Source organism: Verrucomicrobiia bacterium, from assembly GCA_019634625.1.
In the GTDB taxonomy this organism is placed as follows: Bacteria; Verrucomicrobiota; Verrucomicrobiia; order Limisphaerales; family CAIMTB01; genus CAIMTB01.
This window is the reverse complement of the sequence record JAHCBA010000018.1, coordinates 75,537-90,340: the sequence shown is the minus strand read 5'-3', so window position 1 is coordinate 90,340 and position 14,804 is coordinate 75,537. Positions and strand designations below refer to the sequence as shown.

The following is a 14,804-nucleotide window of genomic DNA, read 5'->3' as shown; positions in this document are numbered from 1 at the left end:
TCCGGTCGCCGCCGCCCTGTCCATCGATGCGTTGCCGTTTGCCGTCCGTAGGGCGCATCTCCGAATTGTCGGAAGGTGCAACGGAATCGGGATCGGGGTCGCACTCGGAATCGGTATCGCCAGAAGCCAGGAAGCGTCGCGCATCCCCGGAGTTCGTTCCGGTTCGATTCCGATGCCGATACCGACCCCGACCCCGACGGTCCCCTCGTCGTACCCCTCGGCCGATCGCATCTCCAACAACAGAGAGATGCACCCTCACCCCTCCGCCCTCAGCCCTCCGCCCTCAGCCCTCCGCCCTCAGCCCTCCGCCCTCAGCCTTCAGCCCTCAGCCTTCATCCTTCCGTCCCCCGTCCCCGGTCTCCCATGCTCCCAGCCGGACCCCGTGTCCTCCCCATGCCGGACATCCTGCTCGCCACGCTGAACGCCCGCTATATCCACGCGTCCTTCGGATTGCGTTACCTGCTGGCCAACCTCGGCGAACTGCACTCCCGGACCGCCCTCCTCGAATTCGACATCCACCAATCTCCCCTCGAAATCGTCGAGTCCATCCTCGCACGCCATCCCCGCCTCGTCGGCCTCGGTGTCTATATCTGGAATGTCCGCCCCACCCTCGAAGTGGTCGCCCTCCTCAAACGCCTCCGCCCCGAAATCCGGGTCGTTCTCGGCGGCCCCGAAGTTTCCCACGAGGGTGAGCAGCAGGAAATCGTCGCGCTCGCCGACCACACGATTGCCGGCGAAGCCGATCTCGCCTTCGCCCCGCTCTGCCGCACCCTGCTGGGTCTCCCCCTTCCCGACGGCACCCCCGCCCCCGCCCAGGCCGACCGGCCTCCCCGCATCGTCGCCGCACCCCTTCCGGACCTCAACCGACTCGAACTCCCTTACGACCTCTACACCGACGCCGACCTCGCCCACCGCGTCATCTACGTCGAAGCCTCACGGGGCTGCCCGTTCTCCTGCGAGTTCTGCCTCTCCTCCCTGGACATCCCGGTGCGCCAGTTCCCCCTCGACCGGTTCCTCGGGGCGATGGGACGTCTCCTCGACCGCGGTGCGCGCCAGTTCAAGTTTGTGGACCGCACCTTCAACCTCAACCTCGCCACCAGCCGGGCGATCCTCCGCTTCTTCCGCGAACGGTGGCGCGACGGGCTCTTCCTTCATTTCGAGATGATCCCGGACCGGCTCCCGGAACCGCTCCGCCAGGAGATCGCCGCCTTCCCGCCGGGCGCCCTCCAATTCGAGGTCGGAATCCAGTCCTTCAACCCCGACGTCTGTGCCCGCATTCAACGCCGCCAGGATGTCGCCCGGCTGGAAAACAACCTCCGCTTCCTCCGGGCGGAAACCGGCGTCCACGTCCATGCCGACCTGATCGCCGGACTGCCGGGCGAAACCCTCGACAGCTTCGCCGCCGGGTTCGATCGCCTGGTCGCCCTCGGCCCGCAGGAGATCCAGTTCGGCATCCTGAAGCGCCTTCGCGGAACGCCCATCGCCCGCCACGACCACGACTGGGCCATGCGCTACAATCCCCTCCCTCCCTACGACATTCTCGAGAATCGCGATCTCGACTTCCCGACACTCCAGCGCCTGCGCCGCTTCGCCCGCTACTGGGATCTGGTCTCCAACAGCGGCCGCTTTCCCAACACCCTCCCCCTCGTCTGGGCGGATGCCGCGTCGCCCTTCCACCAGTTCCTCGCCTGGAGCGACTGGCTCCATGCCGAGACGGGCCAGACTCACGCGATCGCCCTCGATCGACTCGCCCGCCTCTTGCACCGATGGCTCATCCAGCAGCGCCTCCTTCCGCCGGACGCGGTCCGCCAGGCCATGATCCACGACTGGAACCGCCTCGGCCGGCGCGACCTCCCCCCATGGTTGGCCCCCGAAGAATCGTCAGCCTCCTCCGAACCCTCCCCGCCGGTTCGCCCCAACGCCGCCGGCCGTCATCCCGCCAGACGCCAGAAACGGCACCTCGCCGGCAGCTCGGGAACCATGCGAAACCCATCCGTACCCCCTCGAACCTCCCCGCCCCCCCCGGAATGAAGACCATGTGAACTGGCTGTCCGGCCTGGATTCGAACCAGGACAAACTCCTCCAAAGGGAGTTGTGCTACCGTTACACCACCGGACACCTGCCACCCGTTCCATAAGGCCCCCGCCGGAACCCCGCCAAGGAAAATCTCGATCCCACCGTCTCCGCAGGCGCATCTCCATGGTGTCGGAAATGCGATCGGGTCCCGGAAACCCGGAGGGTTTCCAGAGATTAGCCGGGGGTCGGACCCGGCTCCGCGGGTTCGACCCCCGGGCAGAAGCCCCGCCGCGCAGACGACCCCGCCAGGGGTCGCAGCCCCCATCCGTCGGGTCCGAGCCGACTCGTACTCAGCCCGAAGGGCGGTCCTCGTCCTCGTCCTCGATCCCGCAGGCGCGCCTTCTTGAGCCTCGCCTCTGGGCCCGGTCCATCCCCAAGTTGTCGGGAGGGAGCCAGCGTCTTCACCCACCGCTCCACGATGCACCGTTCTCCGCCTTGCGGTACACCGAGGTCGGACCGCTCCCCTCGACGTCCTCCGGATGATACCTCGGCACCGGCAACACCAGCTGCCGGAACGCCACCGGCACCGCCTTCGCCTCCACCAACCCCAAGGCCAGCGCCACGCCGTACAGGATCGCCTCCGGCCGCGGCGGACACCCGGGAATGTAGTAGTTCACCGGCACCACCTTCTCGACCGGCCCCAGCACCGGGTAGCTGTCGAACCAGATCCCCCCACCGCCCGCACACGACCCGATCGCAAACACCAGCTTCGGAGCCGGCATCGCGTCATACGCCCGTCGCAGCGCCCGGGCCGTCGCCCGCATCGCCGGCCCCTGGCACAACATCACGTCCGCATGCCGCGGCGATGCCACCAGCCGGATCCCGAACCGCTCCGCATCGTGGTGTGGCGCCAGCACGTTCAGCACTTCGATGTCGCACCCGTTGCAGCCCCCGCTGTTGGCGTGATACACCCACAGCGATCTCCCAAACATCTTCCGGCACAGGGCCTCGATCATGGTGTCCTCCCTTCGTCGCCGGACCCGCCCCCGCCGCCCCCTGGCGTCGCGCCGTCATCCAGGTCGATCTCCACATCGTCCACCACCGCCTGACCGCGCAGGGTCGCCTCGGACCGGAACACCCACCGTTCGGAAACCAGGTCGTCGCAGCGATACCCCCGCAACTTCAGCGCTTCCAACGGGCTGGGCGGCGGGAAACAACGCCCGCACCGCTGGCAGGTGCTCATGAAGAGTTCGAGCCTCTGCCGCAGATCCCCCACCGCCGCCGTCGCGTTCTCGAACTCGGCCGACATCGTGATGGCCTCCTCCGGACACACCTCCGCACAACGCCCGCAAAAGGTGCAGCGGCGCCCCAGGTACTGCAGGATCCGGATCTCCTGGCAGGGATCGAAAACCAGGATCTCCCGCGCCGGACAGTTGCTCGCGCACCCGCCGCACCCGATGCACCGGTCGCCATCAAACCGCGGCCGCCCGCGAAATCCCGCCGGCACCGGACGCGCCACCGCGGGATAACCGTAGGTCACCCGTCCCGCCGCCCAGCCCAGCCGGGCTTCCGCGATCTTGCTCCACCACGACATGGCGTTCTCTCCTTCAGTAACCTTGCGTGGCCAGCAGCAGGGCGATGGTCGCCAGCCCCAGCCAGATTCCAAACCGGCGCAACGCCTGGTCGATTCGATATCGCGCATGCGTCGCCGCCACCAGCGTCACCCCCAGGATCAACACCGCCACCCAGCCCCAATACCACAGCAGCGCCCCGGCCGTGCTCCACCCCGCCGGAGGCGGCGCAAACACCATCACCAGCAGCCCGCTGTACACCACCAGCTTCACCATCCGCACCCACCGCAGCAGCGCCAGCTTCGGCCCCGAATACTCCCCCATCGGCCCGTCCATCAACTCCGTCTCCGCTTCCGTCGTGTCGAACGGCGCCCGTTGCACCAGCGCCGGCAACGCCGCCAGCAATACCCCCAGCAGCAGCAGTCCCGACACCGGACCCGCCCCCAGCAGACCGGGCGGACCAAACAACACTTCCAACCGCAACGACCCCTCCTGCACCGCCCGCATCGCCAGCGCCATCGCCAGCAGCGGCTCGAGCAACAGCAGGCTCATCATCTCCCGGCTGATCCCGACCAGCGAATAGGTCGATCCCGCCGCCAGCCCCGCCAGCAACGTTCCCACCCCCGCCAGCACCAGCAGGTACATCAGCAGGATGCCGTCCCCCGCCACTCCCCAGCCCGGTCTCACCCCGGGCGGCACCAGGGTCGCCACCGCCACCACACTCGCCCAGCCCATCCCCACCGCCACCCGCTGCATGACCGGGCTCACACCCACCTCGATGTCCTCCTTCCCAAGCAGCTTCAGCAAATCCCAGTACCCCTGCGCCAGGGGCGGTCCCTGCCGCGCCTGCAACCGCGCCGTCACCCGCCGCATCGCGCCGTCCACCAGCGGCGCCAGCGCCAGCACCCCCAACGCATACCCCAATCCCGTCGCCAGGCCCCAGACGATCCCCCAGGTCATGACCGCCTCCCTTCCCGCCGTCGTCCCAGCTCCGCCACCTCTTCCGCCGTCCAGACCCGCATCGTCCCCGTCCCAATCTCCACTGTCTCCAGCCGGTCGGTGCAGGAGAAACACGGATCGATGCTCCCCAGCGCAATCGTCATGTCCGCCAGCGTCCGGTCCCGGATCATTCCCGGCACACCCTGAAGATTCTGGTACGTCGGCGCCCGCACCCGCCAGCGCCGCGGCCGGTTCCCTTCCCCGGTCACCAGGAAATGATGCGACTCGCCCCGCGGCGCCTCGACCGACGACAACCCCAGGCGCCCCGCCGGCAGTTCCCCGTCCAGCACCGTCACCAGCGGACCCGGTTCCATCTTGTCCAGACACTGCCGCACGATGCGGATCGACTGGAACACCTCCAGGGCCCGCACCACCACCCGCGCCCACACGTCGCCCCCGTCCGCGGTGATCACCTCGAATGCCACCCGTCCGTACGCCGCGTACGGATGGTCGCGCCGGACATCGAGGTCCACCCCGGCCGCCCGCGCCACCGGCCCCACCAGACCCAGTTCCTTCACCGCCTCCGCCGTCGCCACCCCGATGTCCCGCGTCCGCGCCTGCACATTCCCGTCCCGCAGCAGCGGCCCCGTCAATGCCCGCCATTCCGACTCCAACCGGTCCATCACCCGCCGGCAATCGTCCCGCGCCGTGTCGTTCAAATCCCAACGCACACCCCCCACCACGCACAATCCATAGGTCTTCCGGTTCCCCGTCAGCCGCTCCGCCAGTTCCATCACCGGTTCCCGAACCCGGAAGGCGTGCATGAACAGCGTGTCGAAGCCGACCAGGTGCCCCGCCAGACCCACCCACAGGAGATGACTGTGCAGCCGCTCGATCTCGAGCAGCACGGTCCGGATGTACTCGGCCCGCGGCGGCACCGGCACGCCCGCCGCCTCCTCCACCGCCTGCACATAGGCCACCGAATGCACGCACCCGCAGATGCCGCAGATGCGCTCGGCCATCACCGGGATGTCGTTGTACCCCATCACCGACTCGGCCAGCTTCTCGATCCCCCGGTGCACCATGAACCCCCGGTACTCGCACCCCCGCACCCGTTCCCCCTCGACGTACAACCGGAAATGCGCCGGCTCGTCCAGGGTCGGATGAAACGGCCCGAAGGGGATCGCCACGCACCCCTCCGGCACCTCGTCGAACCCAAACTCCTTCTCCGCGTCGTACCCGTCCGGCACATGGTCGTGCGCCACATCCTTCCTCAACGGATGCACCCCCTCCGGCCAGCCGTCCGGCAGGATCAGCCGCTTCGGATACGGGTGCCCCACCGGTTCGATCCCCACCAGATCCCGGAACTCCCGCTCCGCCCAACCCGCCGCCGGCACCAGCGGACTGATGCTGTCCAGCCGCGGACGCTCGGACGGCAGTTCCACCAGCACGCAGGCCAGCAATCCGTCCCCGTCCCACGCGAAGATGTGGGCCACCACGAACCCCCCGGAATAGGGCCGGTCGTCGGCCCCCACGCTGATCACGTATCGCGCCTCCAGATCCCGGAACAGGTATCGGCACACCTCCCGAACCGAGGCCGCCTCGACCCAGACCAGCAGCCGCCGGTCGCCCGGCAGCGACGCCCTTCGGATCGCCGGGCCCCCGTGCGCCCGAATCTGCTCGAGCCGCTCATGAACCGTCATGGTGCCTCCTCCCTTCCCGCATCGCGCGCCCGGGGCGCCTCGCCTCCCGCCCACCGTGTCCACCGCTTCAACTCGCCATAGAACTGGCGCGCCCCATACCGGTGCTCATCCGCCTCCACCGCGTACCCGCACAACCACGGCGCATCCTGACGCCGCTTCGCCCCTCCCCACCGCACCACCCACGACGCCAGCCCGTAACCGATCCCCAGCATCGCCACCACCGCCAGCGGCATCAGCAGCGACACCCCGCCCGGACCTTCCCATCTCCACCAACCCCCTTCCCCGGTCATCCCCGATACCAGCACCGGACCGTACCCGCCCGGACTCGTCCGCATCGCCTGCGCCATCGCCCCCAACCCGATCCCCGGCACCAGGCCCAGCACCACGCACAACGCCGCCAGGGCTCCCTGGGCCCCCAGCATCGTTCCCGGCACTTCCCGGCTCGCCTCCAGTCCCGGCCGACGCCGGCTCATCCCGTTCCCCGCACCGTTCGAAGGGCCGTCGTCTGCCGCCGTCGTCACCCAGGGCCCCGACCACGGTCCGGATCGCCCCAGAAAACTCACCCCGAAGAACTTCACGAACAACGCCAGCGTCAGCGCCCCGGTGAACAGCGCCACCATCCCGCACAACGCCAGAAACCAGACCTCGCGCCCCGCCCCAAACGCCGCGCTGTACAGCGCCCACTTGCTCACAAACCCGTTCAGCGGCGGCACCCCGGCGATCGCCAGCGTCGCCACCAACGCCGTCGCCCCGGTCCATGGCATCGCCCGCATCAGCCCGCCCAGCCGGTTCAAATCCTGCGTCCCGGTCGCCCTCAGAATGGATCCGGCATGCAGGAAGTGCAGCGCCTTGAACACCCCGTGGTTCCACACATGCAACAGCGCCCCCGCCAGCGCGAACGTCCCCAGCGCCGCCCACTTTCCTCCCCTCGGCAGCAGCACCATCGCCATCCCCACCCCCAGCAGGATGTACCCCACCTGCCCGATGCTGCTGAACGCCAGCAGCCGCTTCGTCGCGTCCTGCCGCAATGCCTGCACCGTCCCCGTCAGCAGCGTCACCGTCCCCAACACCGTCACCCATCCCCCCCACGCCGCCAGCGGGAACGCCTCCCGCCCCTCCTCCGGCACCAGCCAGAAGAAGTACCGCACCAACCCGTACACCCCGGTCTTGATCATCACCCCCGACAACATCGCGCTCACCGGCGACGGCGCCGCCGGATGCGCGTCCGGCAGCCAGACCTGCCCGAACGGCCACATCCCCATCTTGATGCCAAACCCGGCCAGGAAGAGCGCAAAGGCCAGGGTCGTCGTTCCCGGCCGGTCCCGCAGCAGTTCCGGCAGTTGCGCCGTGACCGTGCCGAAGTCGTACCGCAACCCGTTCCCGGCCGCCGCCCCCCCGCCCGGCCCCGCCACCAATTCCGCTCCCGCCATCGTGATGACGCAGGCGATCTGCATCATCACCAGATACCGCCATGCCGCCCTCCGATGTTCCGGCCGGTTCCGTTCATACCGGATCAGCGCATACCCGGGCAGGGTCATGAGCTGCCAGAAGATGAAGAAGAACCACATCATGTCGGTGGTGCTCACCAGCCCGTACATCGCCGCCAGAAAAACCAGAAACGGCGGGTGATACCGCCCGGTGTCCCCACGGTAGTGCTCCAGGTACCGCAGCGAATACACCGAGGCCGGAATCGATATCCCCGCCGCCAGCAGCAGGAACTCCGCGCTCAACCCGTCCACATGCAGCCGCAACGCAAACCCCACCCGAGGCATGCGCAGGAATTGCACCGACTCCCCCGGCCCCATGGCCAGCACCGCCATCGCCCCCCAGCCCGCCGCCAGGCCGCTCGCCACCGTGACCGCCACATTCACCCGCCCCGCCCAACGCGCCCGCCTCCCACCCCACGACGTCGCCACCGCCCCCGCCCCGCACAGGAGCATCGCCGTCATCACCAGTTGTTCCGCCGTGGGCATACGCGCCTCGTCCATCCGTCAATCCCGCAACACGCCGCACAACAGCCTCAGCAGCCCGCCGCAGGTCCGTGCCACCGGACCCGACAGCCCGGCCCCCCGCCGCATCGACCCCGGCTGCACCCCCAGCAGCCAGACCCGTGTCCTGCCCTCCCCGGACAACGCCCGCGCCATCAAACCCAGCGAGAGCCGGTGCGTGCCCACCTGCGGATACCGCGCCCGGATCTCTTCCGTCCCCCACCACCCCACCGCCCCCGCCGCCCCTCCGAAATCCACCGCGTCCACCAGCAGCACCGCGTCCAGTTCCTCCCGTCCCAGTCCGCACAGGTGCCGCTCCGGTGCCGTGCCGGCTTCCACACACCGGCAACCCCGGCGGCGCCTCCTCAGCGCCCGCACCAGACGCACCCCGGCACCGTCGTCCCCCGACGCCACCTCCCCCAGCCCCACCACCGCCACCCGGCCCCGCAACGCCCCGTCCATGACCGCGTCCAGTCCGGTGCTCATATGTCCTCCCCCAGCCGTTGAATCTGCGCGTAGCTGAACACCGGGCCGTCCACGCACACATACGCCACCCCGATGCAGCAGTGCCCGCACTTGCCCACCCCGCACTTCATGTACCGCTCCAGCGTGGACACGATCGCCTCCCCGGAGAATCCCAGCGCCAGCAGGTCCCGGATCACAAACCGGAACATCACCGGCGGCCCACACACGAACGCCACCGTGTCCGCCACCGGCAACCGGACCTCCTCCCTCCGGAACAGCCCGCCCACCACGCCCACATGCCCGCCCCATCCCTCCGTCGCCCGGTCCACCGTCAGGTGGCACTCCACCCCGGCATCCCGCCCCCACGCCTCGAGGTCGCTCCGGTACATCAGTTCGCGCGGCGAACGCGCCCCCAGCAGGATCAGGATCCGGCCATACCGCTCCCGCCGCGCCATCGCATACCGGATGCACGACCGCAACGGGATCAGTCCGATCCCGCCCGCCACAAACAGCAGGTTCCGTCCTTCATACGATTCCATCGGAAATCCGTTCCCGTACGGACCCCGCACCCCGAACCGGTCGCCCGCCCGCATGCCGTGCAGCGCCGCCGTGCAGGCCCCCACCCGGCGCACCGTGAAAAAGGTCTCCCCCTCCGTCGGACTCGGCGGCAGCGACGCCGGAAACTCCCCCACACCGTACATCGAGACCTGCGCAAACTGTCCCGGACGGAACTTCCGGAACGCCTCCCCATCCGCCGGATCCTCGAACCGCCAGTGAAACGTCCGCACCTCGTCGATCTCGTCCGTCACCCGCTCCAGAATCGCCGGGCGCGGCAGATACAGGTTGTCGGACAACCCCGGGTTCATGGCGTTTCCGCCTCCTTTCCGCCCCCGCCGTTCCGTGCCGTCGCCCTCCGGATCATCTCCACCACCGAGGGCATCCCGACATCCCCGTGGCACACCGACGCGCACCGGCCGCACCCCACGCAGGCCATGCTCAGTTCCCGCTCGATGAAGTACTGCGCCAGCTTCCGGAAAAACCGCCGGTTGCGCCGGTCATGCACCGCCCGCCTCGGATTGTGCCCGCCCGCCATCCGCGTGAACCCGCCCAGCGCGCACGCATCCCACAGCCGGACCCGTTCCCAGCTCTCCGGACCCGTCCGCCGGTCGGTCATCGTGAAGCAGGTGCAGGCCGGACACACATACGTGCAGCCCCCGCACTCCACACACCGTCGCCCGATCTCCTCCCACGTCGATTCCAGCACCTCCCCCCGCGACACATACCGCACCGTCGCGGGAAACCAGCTCGTGGTGGTCCGGAACTGGCCGCGTACCGCCTCCAGCACGTCCCTCCGACGGGCCACCGCCTCGGCCGTGCACGCCTCGAACCCCGCCCCTTCCAACCGCGCCTCCCCCGCCGGCGTCCCCGCCACCACCATCCAGCGGTCCCCGCCCAGATCCATCAACTGCAGATCGAACCCCTCCCGCGCCGCCGGTCCGGTGTCCGTGCACACACAGAAACAATCGTCCCCGATGTCCCGCTCGCGATCCGTGCAGACGACATTCACCAGGAACAACGCCTCGCGCCGCGCAGCGTAGTACCCGTCCCGGTACGCCCCCCCCAGGAAGAACCGGTCCAGGTGCCGCAATCCCGCCAGGTCGCACGACCGCACCCCGAACAACGCCCGCCGCCGCGCCCCGGTCACCGGCCGGATCTCCCAGCTTCCATCGGCCCGCGCCATCCGGAACAACGACTCGATCGGCGGGAAGACATATCGCTTCGCCGGCGTCGCCGGGTTCGGCAGATGCCATCGCACCGCCCCACGGTTGGCCTCGGTCACCCTTTCGAAAAACGTGTCCCGTCCCCGCCCCTCCATCGGCGCCACCACCTCCCACCCCTCCTCCCGGAACGCGTCCAGCAGCCGCCCCAGCCCCGCCGTGTCCGTCAACCGCGCCTTCATGCGCCCTCCTTGCTGATGCGGACCGGCAGCAACCGCGCCGTCCCGGCCCGCGGACCCAGAATCGCCTCCTCCACTTCCCGCAGGAAATACGGCACATGCACCGAACCCCGCCGCACCTCCTCCGTCACCCGCGCCGTCGTCACCGCGCACCCATGCTCGGAACACAACCGGATCCGCCCCCCATCCCGCACCCCGATCGATGCCGCATCGTCGCCGTGCATCTCCACAAACCCGTCCGGGTAATCGAGCAGCAGCATCCGGTACTCCCGTTGCAGCGTCTCGCTGTGCCGCACCAGCACGTTCCGATGCCAGTAGTACAGCGAATCCCCGAAGATCAGGGTGAACGGATACGCCCCGTCCGCCGGCTCGTCCTCCGGGCACGCCATCGCCCGCATCCGAAACGGCCGTCCATGGTCCCCGCCGCCTCCCTCCAATCCTTCCCTCCCCGTCTCCCCATCGGATCCGCCGCCGCAACCCCGCGCCTCCTCATACAGCACGTCCGTCCCCCGCGGATGCTCGTCCGTGCACGGCCACGGACACCCGTACCCCGCATCCAGCCGCTCCTGACACGCCCCTCGATACGCCGGCACCACCCGGCCAATCTCCCGCCAGACTTCCTCCTCGTCCCCGTACGCCCACGACGCCCCAAGGCGCCCGGCCAGGGACACGATCTGCCGCCACGCCGGCTCCAGTCCCGGCAACGCCGGCACCGCCTGTCGCACCCGTTGGATCCTGCGATCCGTGCTGGTGAAGGTGACCGTCTCCTCCCCGAACGCCGTGGTCGGCAGGACCACATGCGCCAGCTCCGCCGCCCCGCTCCAGAACAGGTGCTGCATCGCCACAAATTCCATGCCCTTCAACGTCCGCTCCGCCCCCCCCGCAAACGCCGTGCTCACCGGATCGTACCGCCCCAGCCACAACGCCCGGATCTCCGGATGCCCGCCCGCCAGAATGTCCCGCGCCGAGGCCCCGGCCCGGTCCGGCACCGGCGCCCCCCACACCGCCTCGACCTCCGCCCGCGCCCCCGCGTCCGCGACCGCCCGATACCCCGGCAACCGGTCGGGAAGCATGCCGACATCGCATACCCCCTGAAGGTTGTTGTGCTCCGCCAACGGATACAGCCCCGCCCCCGGACGCCCCACCTGACCGCACAGCAGCACCAGGTTCACCAGCGCCGCCACGCTCTCCCCGGTGCGCGCGGCGTCCGCCGTCGAATACATCGCCGCTCCCGCCCGCGCCCGCGCCCAGGCGATCGCCGCCGCCTCGATCGTCCGTGCCGGCAACCCGCACCGCTCCGCTGCTTCCAGCAGATCGTACGTCCGCACCGCATCGAGAAAGGACGGCACATCCCGCACCCGCCCCGCCAGGAAGTCCCGGTTCTGCAGACCCCGATCGACAATGACCCGCGCCATGGCCCCGTACAGAATCGCCGAGGTCCCCGGACGCACCTGCAGGAAGACATCCGCACTCTCGGCCACCCGGTGCCGCCGCGCGTCCACCACCAGCAGCGTCGCCCCCGCCAGCCGCGCCCTCAACACGGTTCCCGCCAGCGTCGGCAGTTGCCGGGCCAGATCCACCCCGTCCACCAGCAGCACGTCGCTTCGGTTCAAATCCGCCAGCACCCCCGTCGCCGCCGCCACTCCAAGCTGGTCGAGCAACACTTCCACCGAATGGTGCCCGTACACCCCGGCCCCATGGTCCACATGCGGCGTCCCGATCACCGCCCGGGCGAGCTTCTGCAGGAGATAGGCCTCCTCATTCGAACTGCGCGGCGAGTTCAGAAAGGCGATCGCCTCCGGCCCGTACCGGTCCCGGATGGACCGGAACCGTCCCGCCACGCAATCCAGCGCCTCGTCCCACCCGGCCTCCCTCCACGTCGTCCCCTCCCGGATCCGTGGCGCCCGCAGCCGCTCGGGCGATCCCGCCACCTCGTGGACATGCCAGCCCCGCACACACAACCGGCCCGCACTGGACGGATGCTCCCGGCACGGCACCACCCCCACCACGCGATCCCCCTCGGTCTCGAGGTAAAGACCGCAGCCCACCCCGCAGAAGGTGCACGTCGTCAGCGTATGACACATGAAGCGCCCCCGTCCGCCCAGGCACCCCTCGCGGCCGGCTGCCAGGGCAGCTCCCGGCGCAGCGTCGCCCGCGGAGGAATCGACCGCTCGCCAATCACCGTCCACACCCGTTCCACCACCAGGGGGAACGCCCGGCGCAGCTCCTCCGTCAGTTCCGTATCCAGTGTCTCCGCGTCGAGCACCTCGACGCCCAGCACCGTCAGCCATCGCGGCATCCGCATCCCCAGCAGGCGCCCCAGCGCCAGCACCTCGCCCACCCCCATCGCATGCAGCGACCCCCTCACCAGGCGAGGCAGATCGTCCCCGCTCCATAAATGCACCCATCCCACCGGACGCCGCCCGGTCCGTACCGCGTCCACCAGCACCACATCCTCGTGTCCGGCCCACGCATCGAGCATGGCCAGCCCCCCCTCCATGTTCTCCGCCACATCCCAGTCGAACCGCCCGTCCAGCCGCGGCCGCAGCGCCCGCACCGCGTGCAGGCCCACGCTGTCGTCCCGGAGCAGTTCGTTTCCCAATCCCAGCAGCAGATGCAGACGTGTCAGGTTCATTCCTGGACCAGTTCCCGGACCAGCCGGCGTTGAGGGTCGTAAAGGCGCACCCGCAGCGGCAGGTGCCCCGGAAGCGCATGGCTCGCGCACCCGAAACACGGGTCGTAGGCGCGGAAGGCCATCTCGATGCGGTTCATCAATCCCTCCGAAACCTCCCCCTTGTGGATCAGGTTCTTCGCCGCCCGGTCCACGCTCATCGCAATCCGGGCCGCGTTGTTCTGCGTGGCCACAATCAGGTTCGCCTTCTCGATCAATCCCCGCTCGTCGGTCTCGAAATGGTGGATCAGGGTCCCGCGCGGCGCCTCCACCACCCCGATCCCCCGCCGCGGCGTCGCCGTGGGAAGCGTCCGGATGTCCGGCGACAGCAGCTCCGGATCGTTCACCAGTTCCACGATCCGCTCGGCCGCGTGGATCATCTCGATCACCCGCGCCCAGTGGTTGGCCAGGGTGTGATGCACGGGCTTCGCCCCGACGGTGTTGAAGAAGACGTCGTACGCGGTCTGCGCCAGGGTGGTGGACATCCCGTCCGACGCGTTCAGCCGCGCCAGCGGCGCCACCGCGTACACCGAACTCTCCGGCCCTTCCGTGAACCCATGCCACCCCAGCGGCTTGAGATAGCAGAACTTCACATAACTCCACGGCTCGACATGCTCGGCAATGAAATCGAGATACCGGTCGGCCGGAAACTTCGCGTACTCCGTCCCGTCCGGCCGCACCACCCGCAACTGCCCGTCGTAGAAGTTCACCCGGTTCTGCTCATCAACCATCCCCATGTAATGCGTCCGGTGGGTGTAGGCCTCGGAGGTGATCAGGCGCACGTAGTCCGGGTTTTTCCACACCAGGTCCTTGAACACCTGGTTCGTGAACATCGCGAAATCCAGGTTGTCCCGGGCCAGTTGCTTGAATTCCCCCAGCTTCTCCGGTTCCAGCCCCTTCGACACCCCGCCCGGCAGCCCCAGCACGGGATGAATCACCTTGCCCCCGAAATACGCGATGAGCTCCCGCAGCCGCCGCCGCATCGCAATCACCCGTCGCCCCGTCTCAATCCCCACCTTCCGGATCACCCCCAGCACGTTCCGCTCCCCGGGCGGCGCGTCCGGACCGACAATGAAATCCGGCCCCCCCAGCAGGTACACGTGCAGCGCATGGTCCTCCATCATGAAGGCGTGGTACACCAGTTCCCGGATCTTCCGCCCCGCCGGCGGCGGCTCGACCTGGTACAGCGCATCCAGCGCCTTCGCCGCCGCCATGTGATGCGCCGTCGGACAGACCCCGCATATCCGGCTGGTGATCTGCGGCATCTCCTCCGCCGGTCGCCCCAAGCTGAATGTCTCGAACCCCCGCATCTCCGGAATCTGCAGATACGCCCTCTCAACCTCCCCGTGTTCGTCCAGAAACACATCGATCTTCCCGTGCCCCTCGAGCCGCGTGATCGGATCGATGGTCACCCGCCGCCGTTCCTCCCGGTACTCGGCGTTCACCCGCGAATGGGCCCGGTTCCAAAGGTCTCTCGCAGCGGCATCCATGGTC

At 69.1% G+C, this 14,804-nt stretch carries 12 protein-coding genes and 1 tRNA gene; 1 reads left to right on the top strand and 12 read right to left on the bottom strand.

Annotated elements, in window-relative coordinates:
- The first annotated feature begins 393 nt into the window (after positions 1-393).
- Positions 394-2,031 carry a DUF4080 domain-containing protein gene (locus KF833_12500; GenBank protein ID MBX3746117.1) on the top strand — a complete coding sequence of 546 codons (1,638 nt, stop codon included), beginning with the start codon at positions 394-396 and terminating at the stop codon, positions 2,029-2,031.
- A 13-nt stretch (positions 2,032-2,044) separates the two neighbouring features.
- Here KF833_12500 and KF833_12495 read toward each other — a convergent pair.
- The 12 genes from KF833_12495 to KF833_12440 form a co-directional block, all read right to left on the bottom strand.
- Positions 2,045-2,118: transfer RNA gene (locus KF833_12495), tRNA-Gln, on the bottom strand.
- Positions 2,119-2,477: 359 nt separating this feature from the next.
- Positions 2,478-3,032, bottom strand: coding sequence for an NADH-quinone oxidoreductase subunit NuoB (gene nuoB, locus KF833_12490; GenBank protein MBX3746116.1), 555 nt, complete (start codon positions 3,030-3,032; stop codon positions 2,478-2,480).
- Positions 3,029-3,610, bottom strand: coding sequence for a 4Fe-4S binding protein (locus KF833_12485; GenBank protein ID MBX3746115.1), 582 nt, complete (start codon positions 3,608-3,610; stop codon positions 3,029-3,031). The genes nuoB and KF833_12485 overlap by 4 nt, the downstream gene beginning before the upstream one ends.
- A gap of 13 nt (positions 3,611-3,623) precedes the next feature.
- Positions 3,624-4,547, bottom strand: a complete 924-nt coding sequence (locus tag KF833_12480; GenBank protein MBX3746114.1) for an NADH-quinone oxidoreductase subunit H — start codon at positions 4,545-4,547, stop codon at positions 3,624-3,626.
- Complete coding sequence (locus tag KF833_12475) at positions 4,544-6,229, bottom strand: NADH-quinone oxidoreductase subunit C (protein MBX3746113.1); 1,686 nt, start codon at positions 6,227-6,229, stop codon at positions 4,544-4,546. Before KF833_12475 ends, KF833_12480 begins: the two co-directional genes overlap by 4 nt.
- Positions 6,226-8,202 (bottom strand): peroxiredoxin family protein, encoded by a 1,977-nt coding sequence (locus tag KF833_12470; protein ID MBX3746112.1) that lies wholly within the window; start codon positions 8,200-8,202, stop codon positions 6,226-6,228. The genes KF833_12475 and KF833_12470 overlap by 4 nt, the downstream gene beginning before the upstream one ends.
- An 18-nt stretch (positions 8,203-8,220) precedes the next feature.
- The gene (locus KF833_12465; GenBank protein MBX3746111.1) at positions 8,221-8,703 is read right to left on the bottom strand and encodes a hydrogenase maturation protease; all 483 of its coding nucleotides are present in this window, start codon (positions 8,701-8,703) and stop codon (positions 8,221-8,223) included.
- Positions 8,700-9,548, bottom strand: a complete 849-nt coding sequence (locus KF833_12460) for an FAD/NAD(P)-binding protein (GenBank protein ID MBX3746110.1) — start codon at positions 9,546-9,548, stop codon at positions 8,700-8,702. The genes KF833_12465 and KF833_12460 overlap by 4 nt, the downstream gene beginning before the upstream one ends.
- On the bottom strand, positions 9,545-10,642 hold the full coding sequence (locus KF833_12455; protein MBX3746109.1) for a 4Fe-4S dicluster domain-containing protein: 1,098 nt from the start codon (positions 10,640-10,642) through the stop codon (positions 9,545-9,547). The genes KF833_12460 and KF833_12455 overlap by 4 nt, the downstream gene beginning before the upstream one ends.
- On the bottom strand, positions 10,639-12,723 hold the full coding sequence (locus tag KF833_12450; protein ID MBX3746108.1) for a molybdopterin-dependent oxidoreductase: 2,085 nt from the start codon (positions 12,721-12,723) through the stop codon (positions 10,639-10,641). The genes KF833_12455 and KF833_12450 overlap by 4 nt, the downstream gene beginning before the upstream one ends.
- Positions 12,708-13,274, bottom strand: coding sequence for a hydrogenase maturation protease (locus KF833_12445; protein MBX3746107.1), 567 nt, complete (start codon positions 13,272-13,274; stop codon positions 12,708-12,710). The genes KF833_12450 and KF833_12445 overlap by 16 nt, the downstream gene beginning before the upstream one ends.
- Positions 13,271-14,800: a Ni/Fe hydrogenase subunit alpha gene (locus KF833_12440; protein MBX3746106.1), complete on the bottom strand. Its 1,530-nt coding sequence runs from the start codon at positions 14,798-14,800 to the stop codon at positions 13,271-13,273. Before KF833_12440 ends, KF833_12445 begins: the two co-directional genes overlap by 4 nt.
- Between the last annotated feature and the right edge of the window lie 4 nt (positions 14,801-14,804).

Bases quoted from the DNA above. Each gene is read 5' to 3' on its own strand.
- KF833_12445 (MBX3746107.1), bottom strand. From the start codon at position 13,274: ATGAACCTGACACGTCTGCATCTGCTGCTGGGATTGGGAAACGAACTG.
- KF833_12450 (MBX3746108.1), bottom strand. From the start codon at position 12,723: ATGTGTCATACGCTGACGACGTGCACCTTCTGCGGGGTGGGCTGCGGT.
- KF833_12485 (MBX3746115.1), bottom strand. From the start codon at position 3,610: ATGTCGTGGTGGAGCAAGATCGCGGAAGCCCGGCTGGGCTGGGCGGCG.
- KF833_12470 (MBX3746112.1), bottom strand. From the start codon at position 8,202: ATGCCCACGGCGGAACAACTGGTGATGACGGCGATGCTCCTGTGCGGG.
- KF833_12465 (MBX3746111.1), bottom strand. From the start codon at position 8,703: ATGAGCACCGGACTGGACGCGGTCATGGACGGGGCGTTGCGGGGCCGG.
- nuoB (MBX3746116.1), bottom strand. From the start codon at position 3,032: ATGATCGAGGCCCTGTGCCGGAAGATGTTTGGGAGATCGCTGTGGGTG.
- KF833_12475 (MBX3746113.1), bottom strand. From the start codon at position 6,229: ATGACGGTTCATGAGCGGCTCGAGCAGATTCGGGCGCACGGGGGCCCG.
- KF833_12460 (MBX3746110.1), bottom strand. From the start codon at position 9,548: ATGAACCCGGGGTTGTCCGACAACCTGTATCTGCCGCGCCCGGCGATT.
- KF833_12455 (MBX3746109.1), bottom strand. From the start codon at position 10,642: ATGAAGGCGCGGTTGACGGACACGGCGGGGCTGGGGCGGCTGCTGGAC.
- KF833_12440 (MBX3746106.1), bottom strand. From the start codon at position 14,800: ATGGATGCCGCTGCGAGAGACCTTTGGAACCGGGCCCATTCGCGGGTG.
- KF833_12480 (MBX3746114.1), bottom strand. From the start codon at position 4,547: ATGACCTGGGGGATCGTCTGGGGCCTGGCGACGGGATTGGGGTATGCG.
- KF833_12500 (MBX3746117.1), top strand. From the start codon at position 394: ATGCCGGACATCCTGCTCGCCACGCTGAACGCCCGCTATATCCACGCG.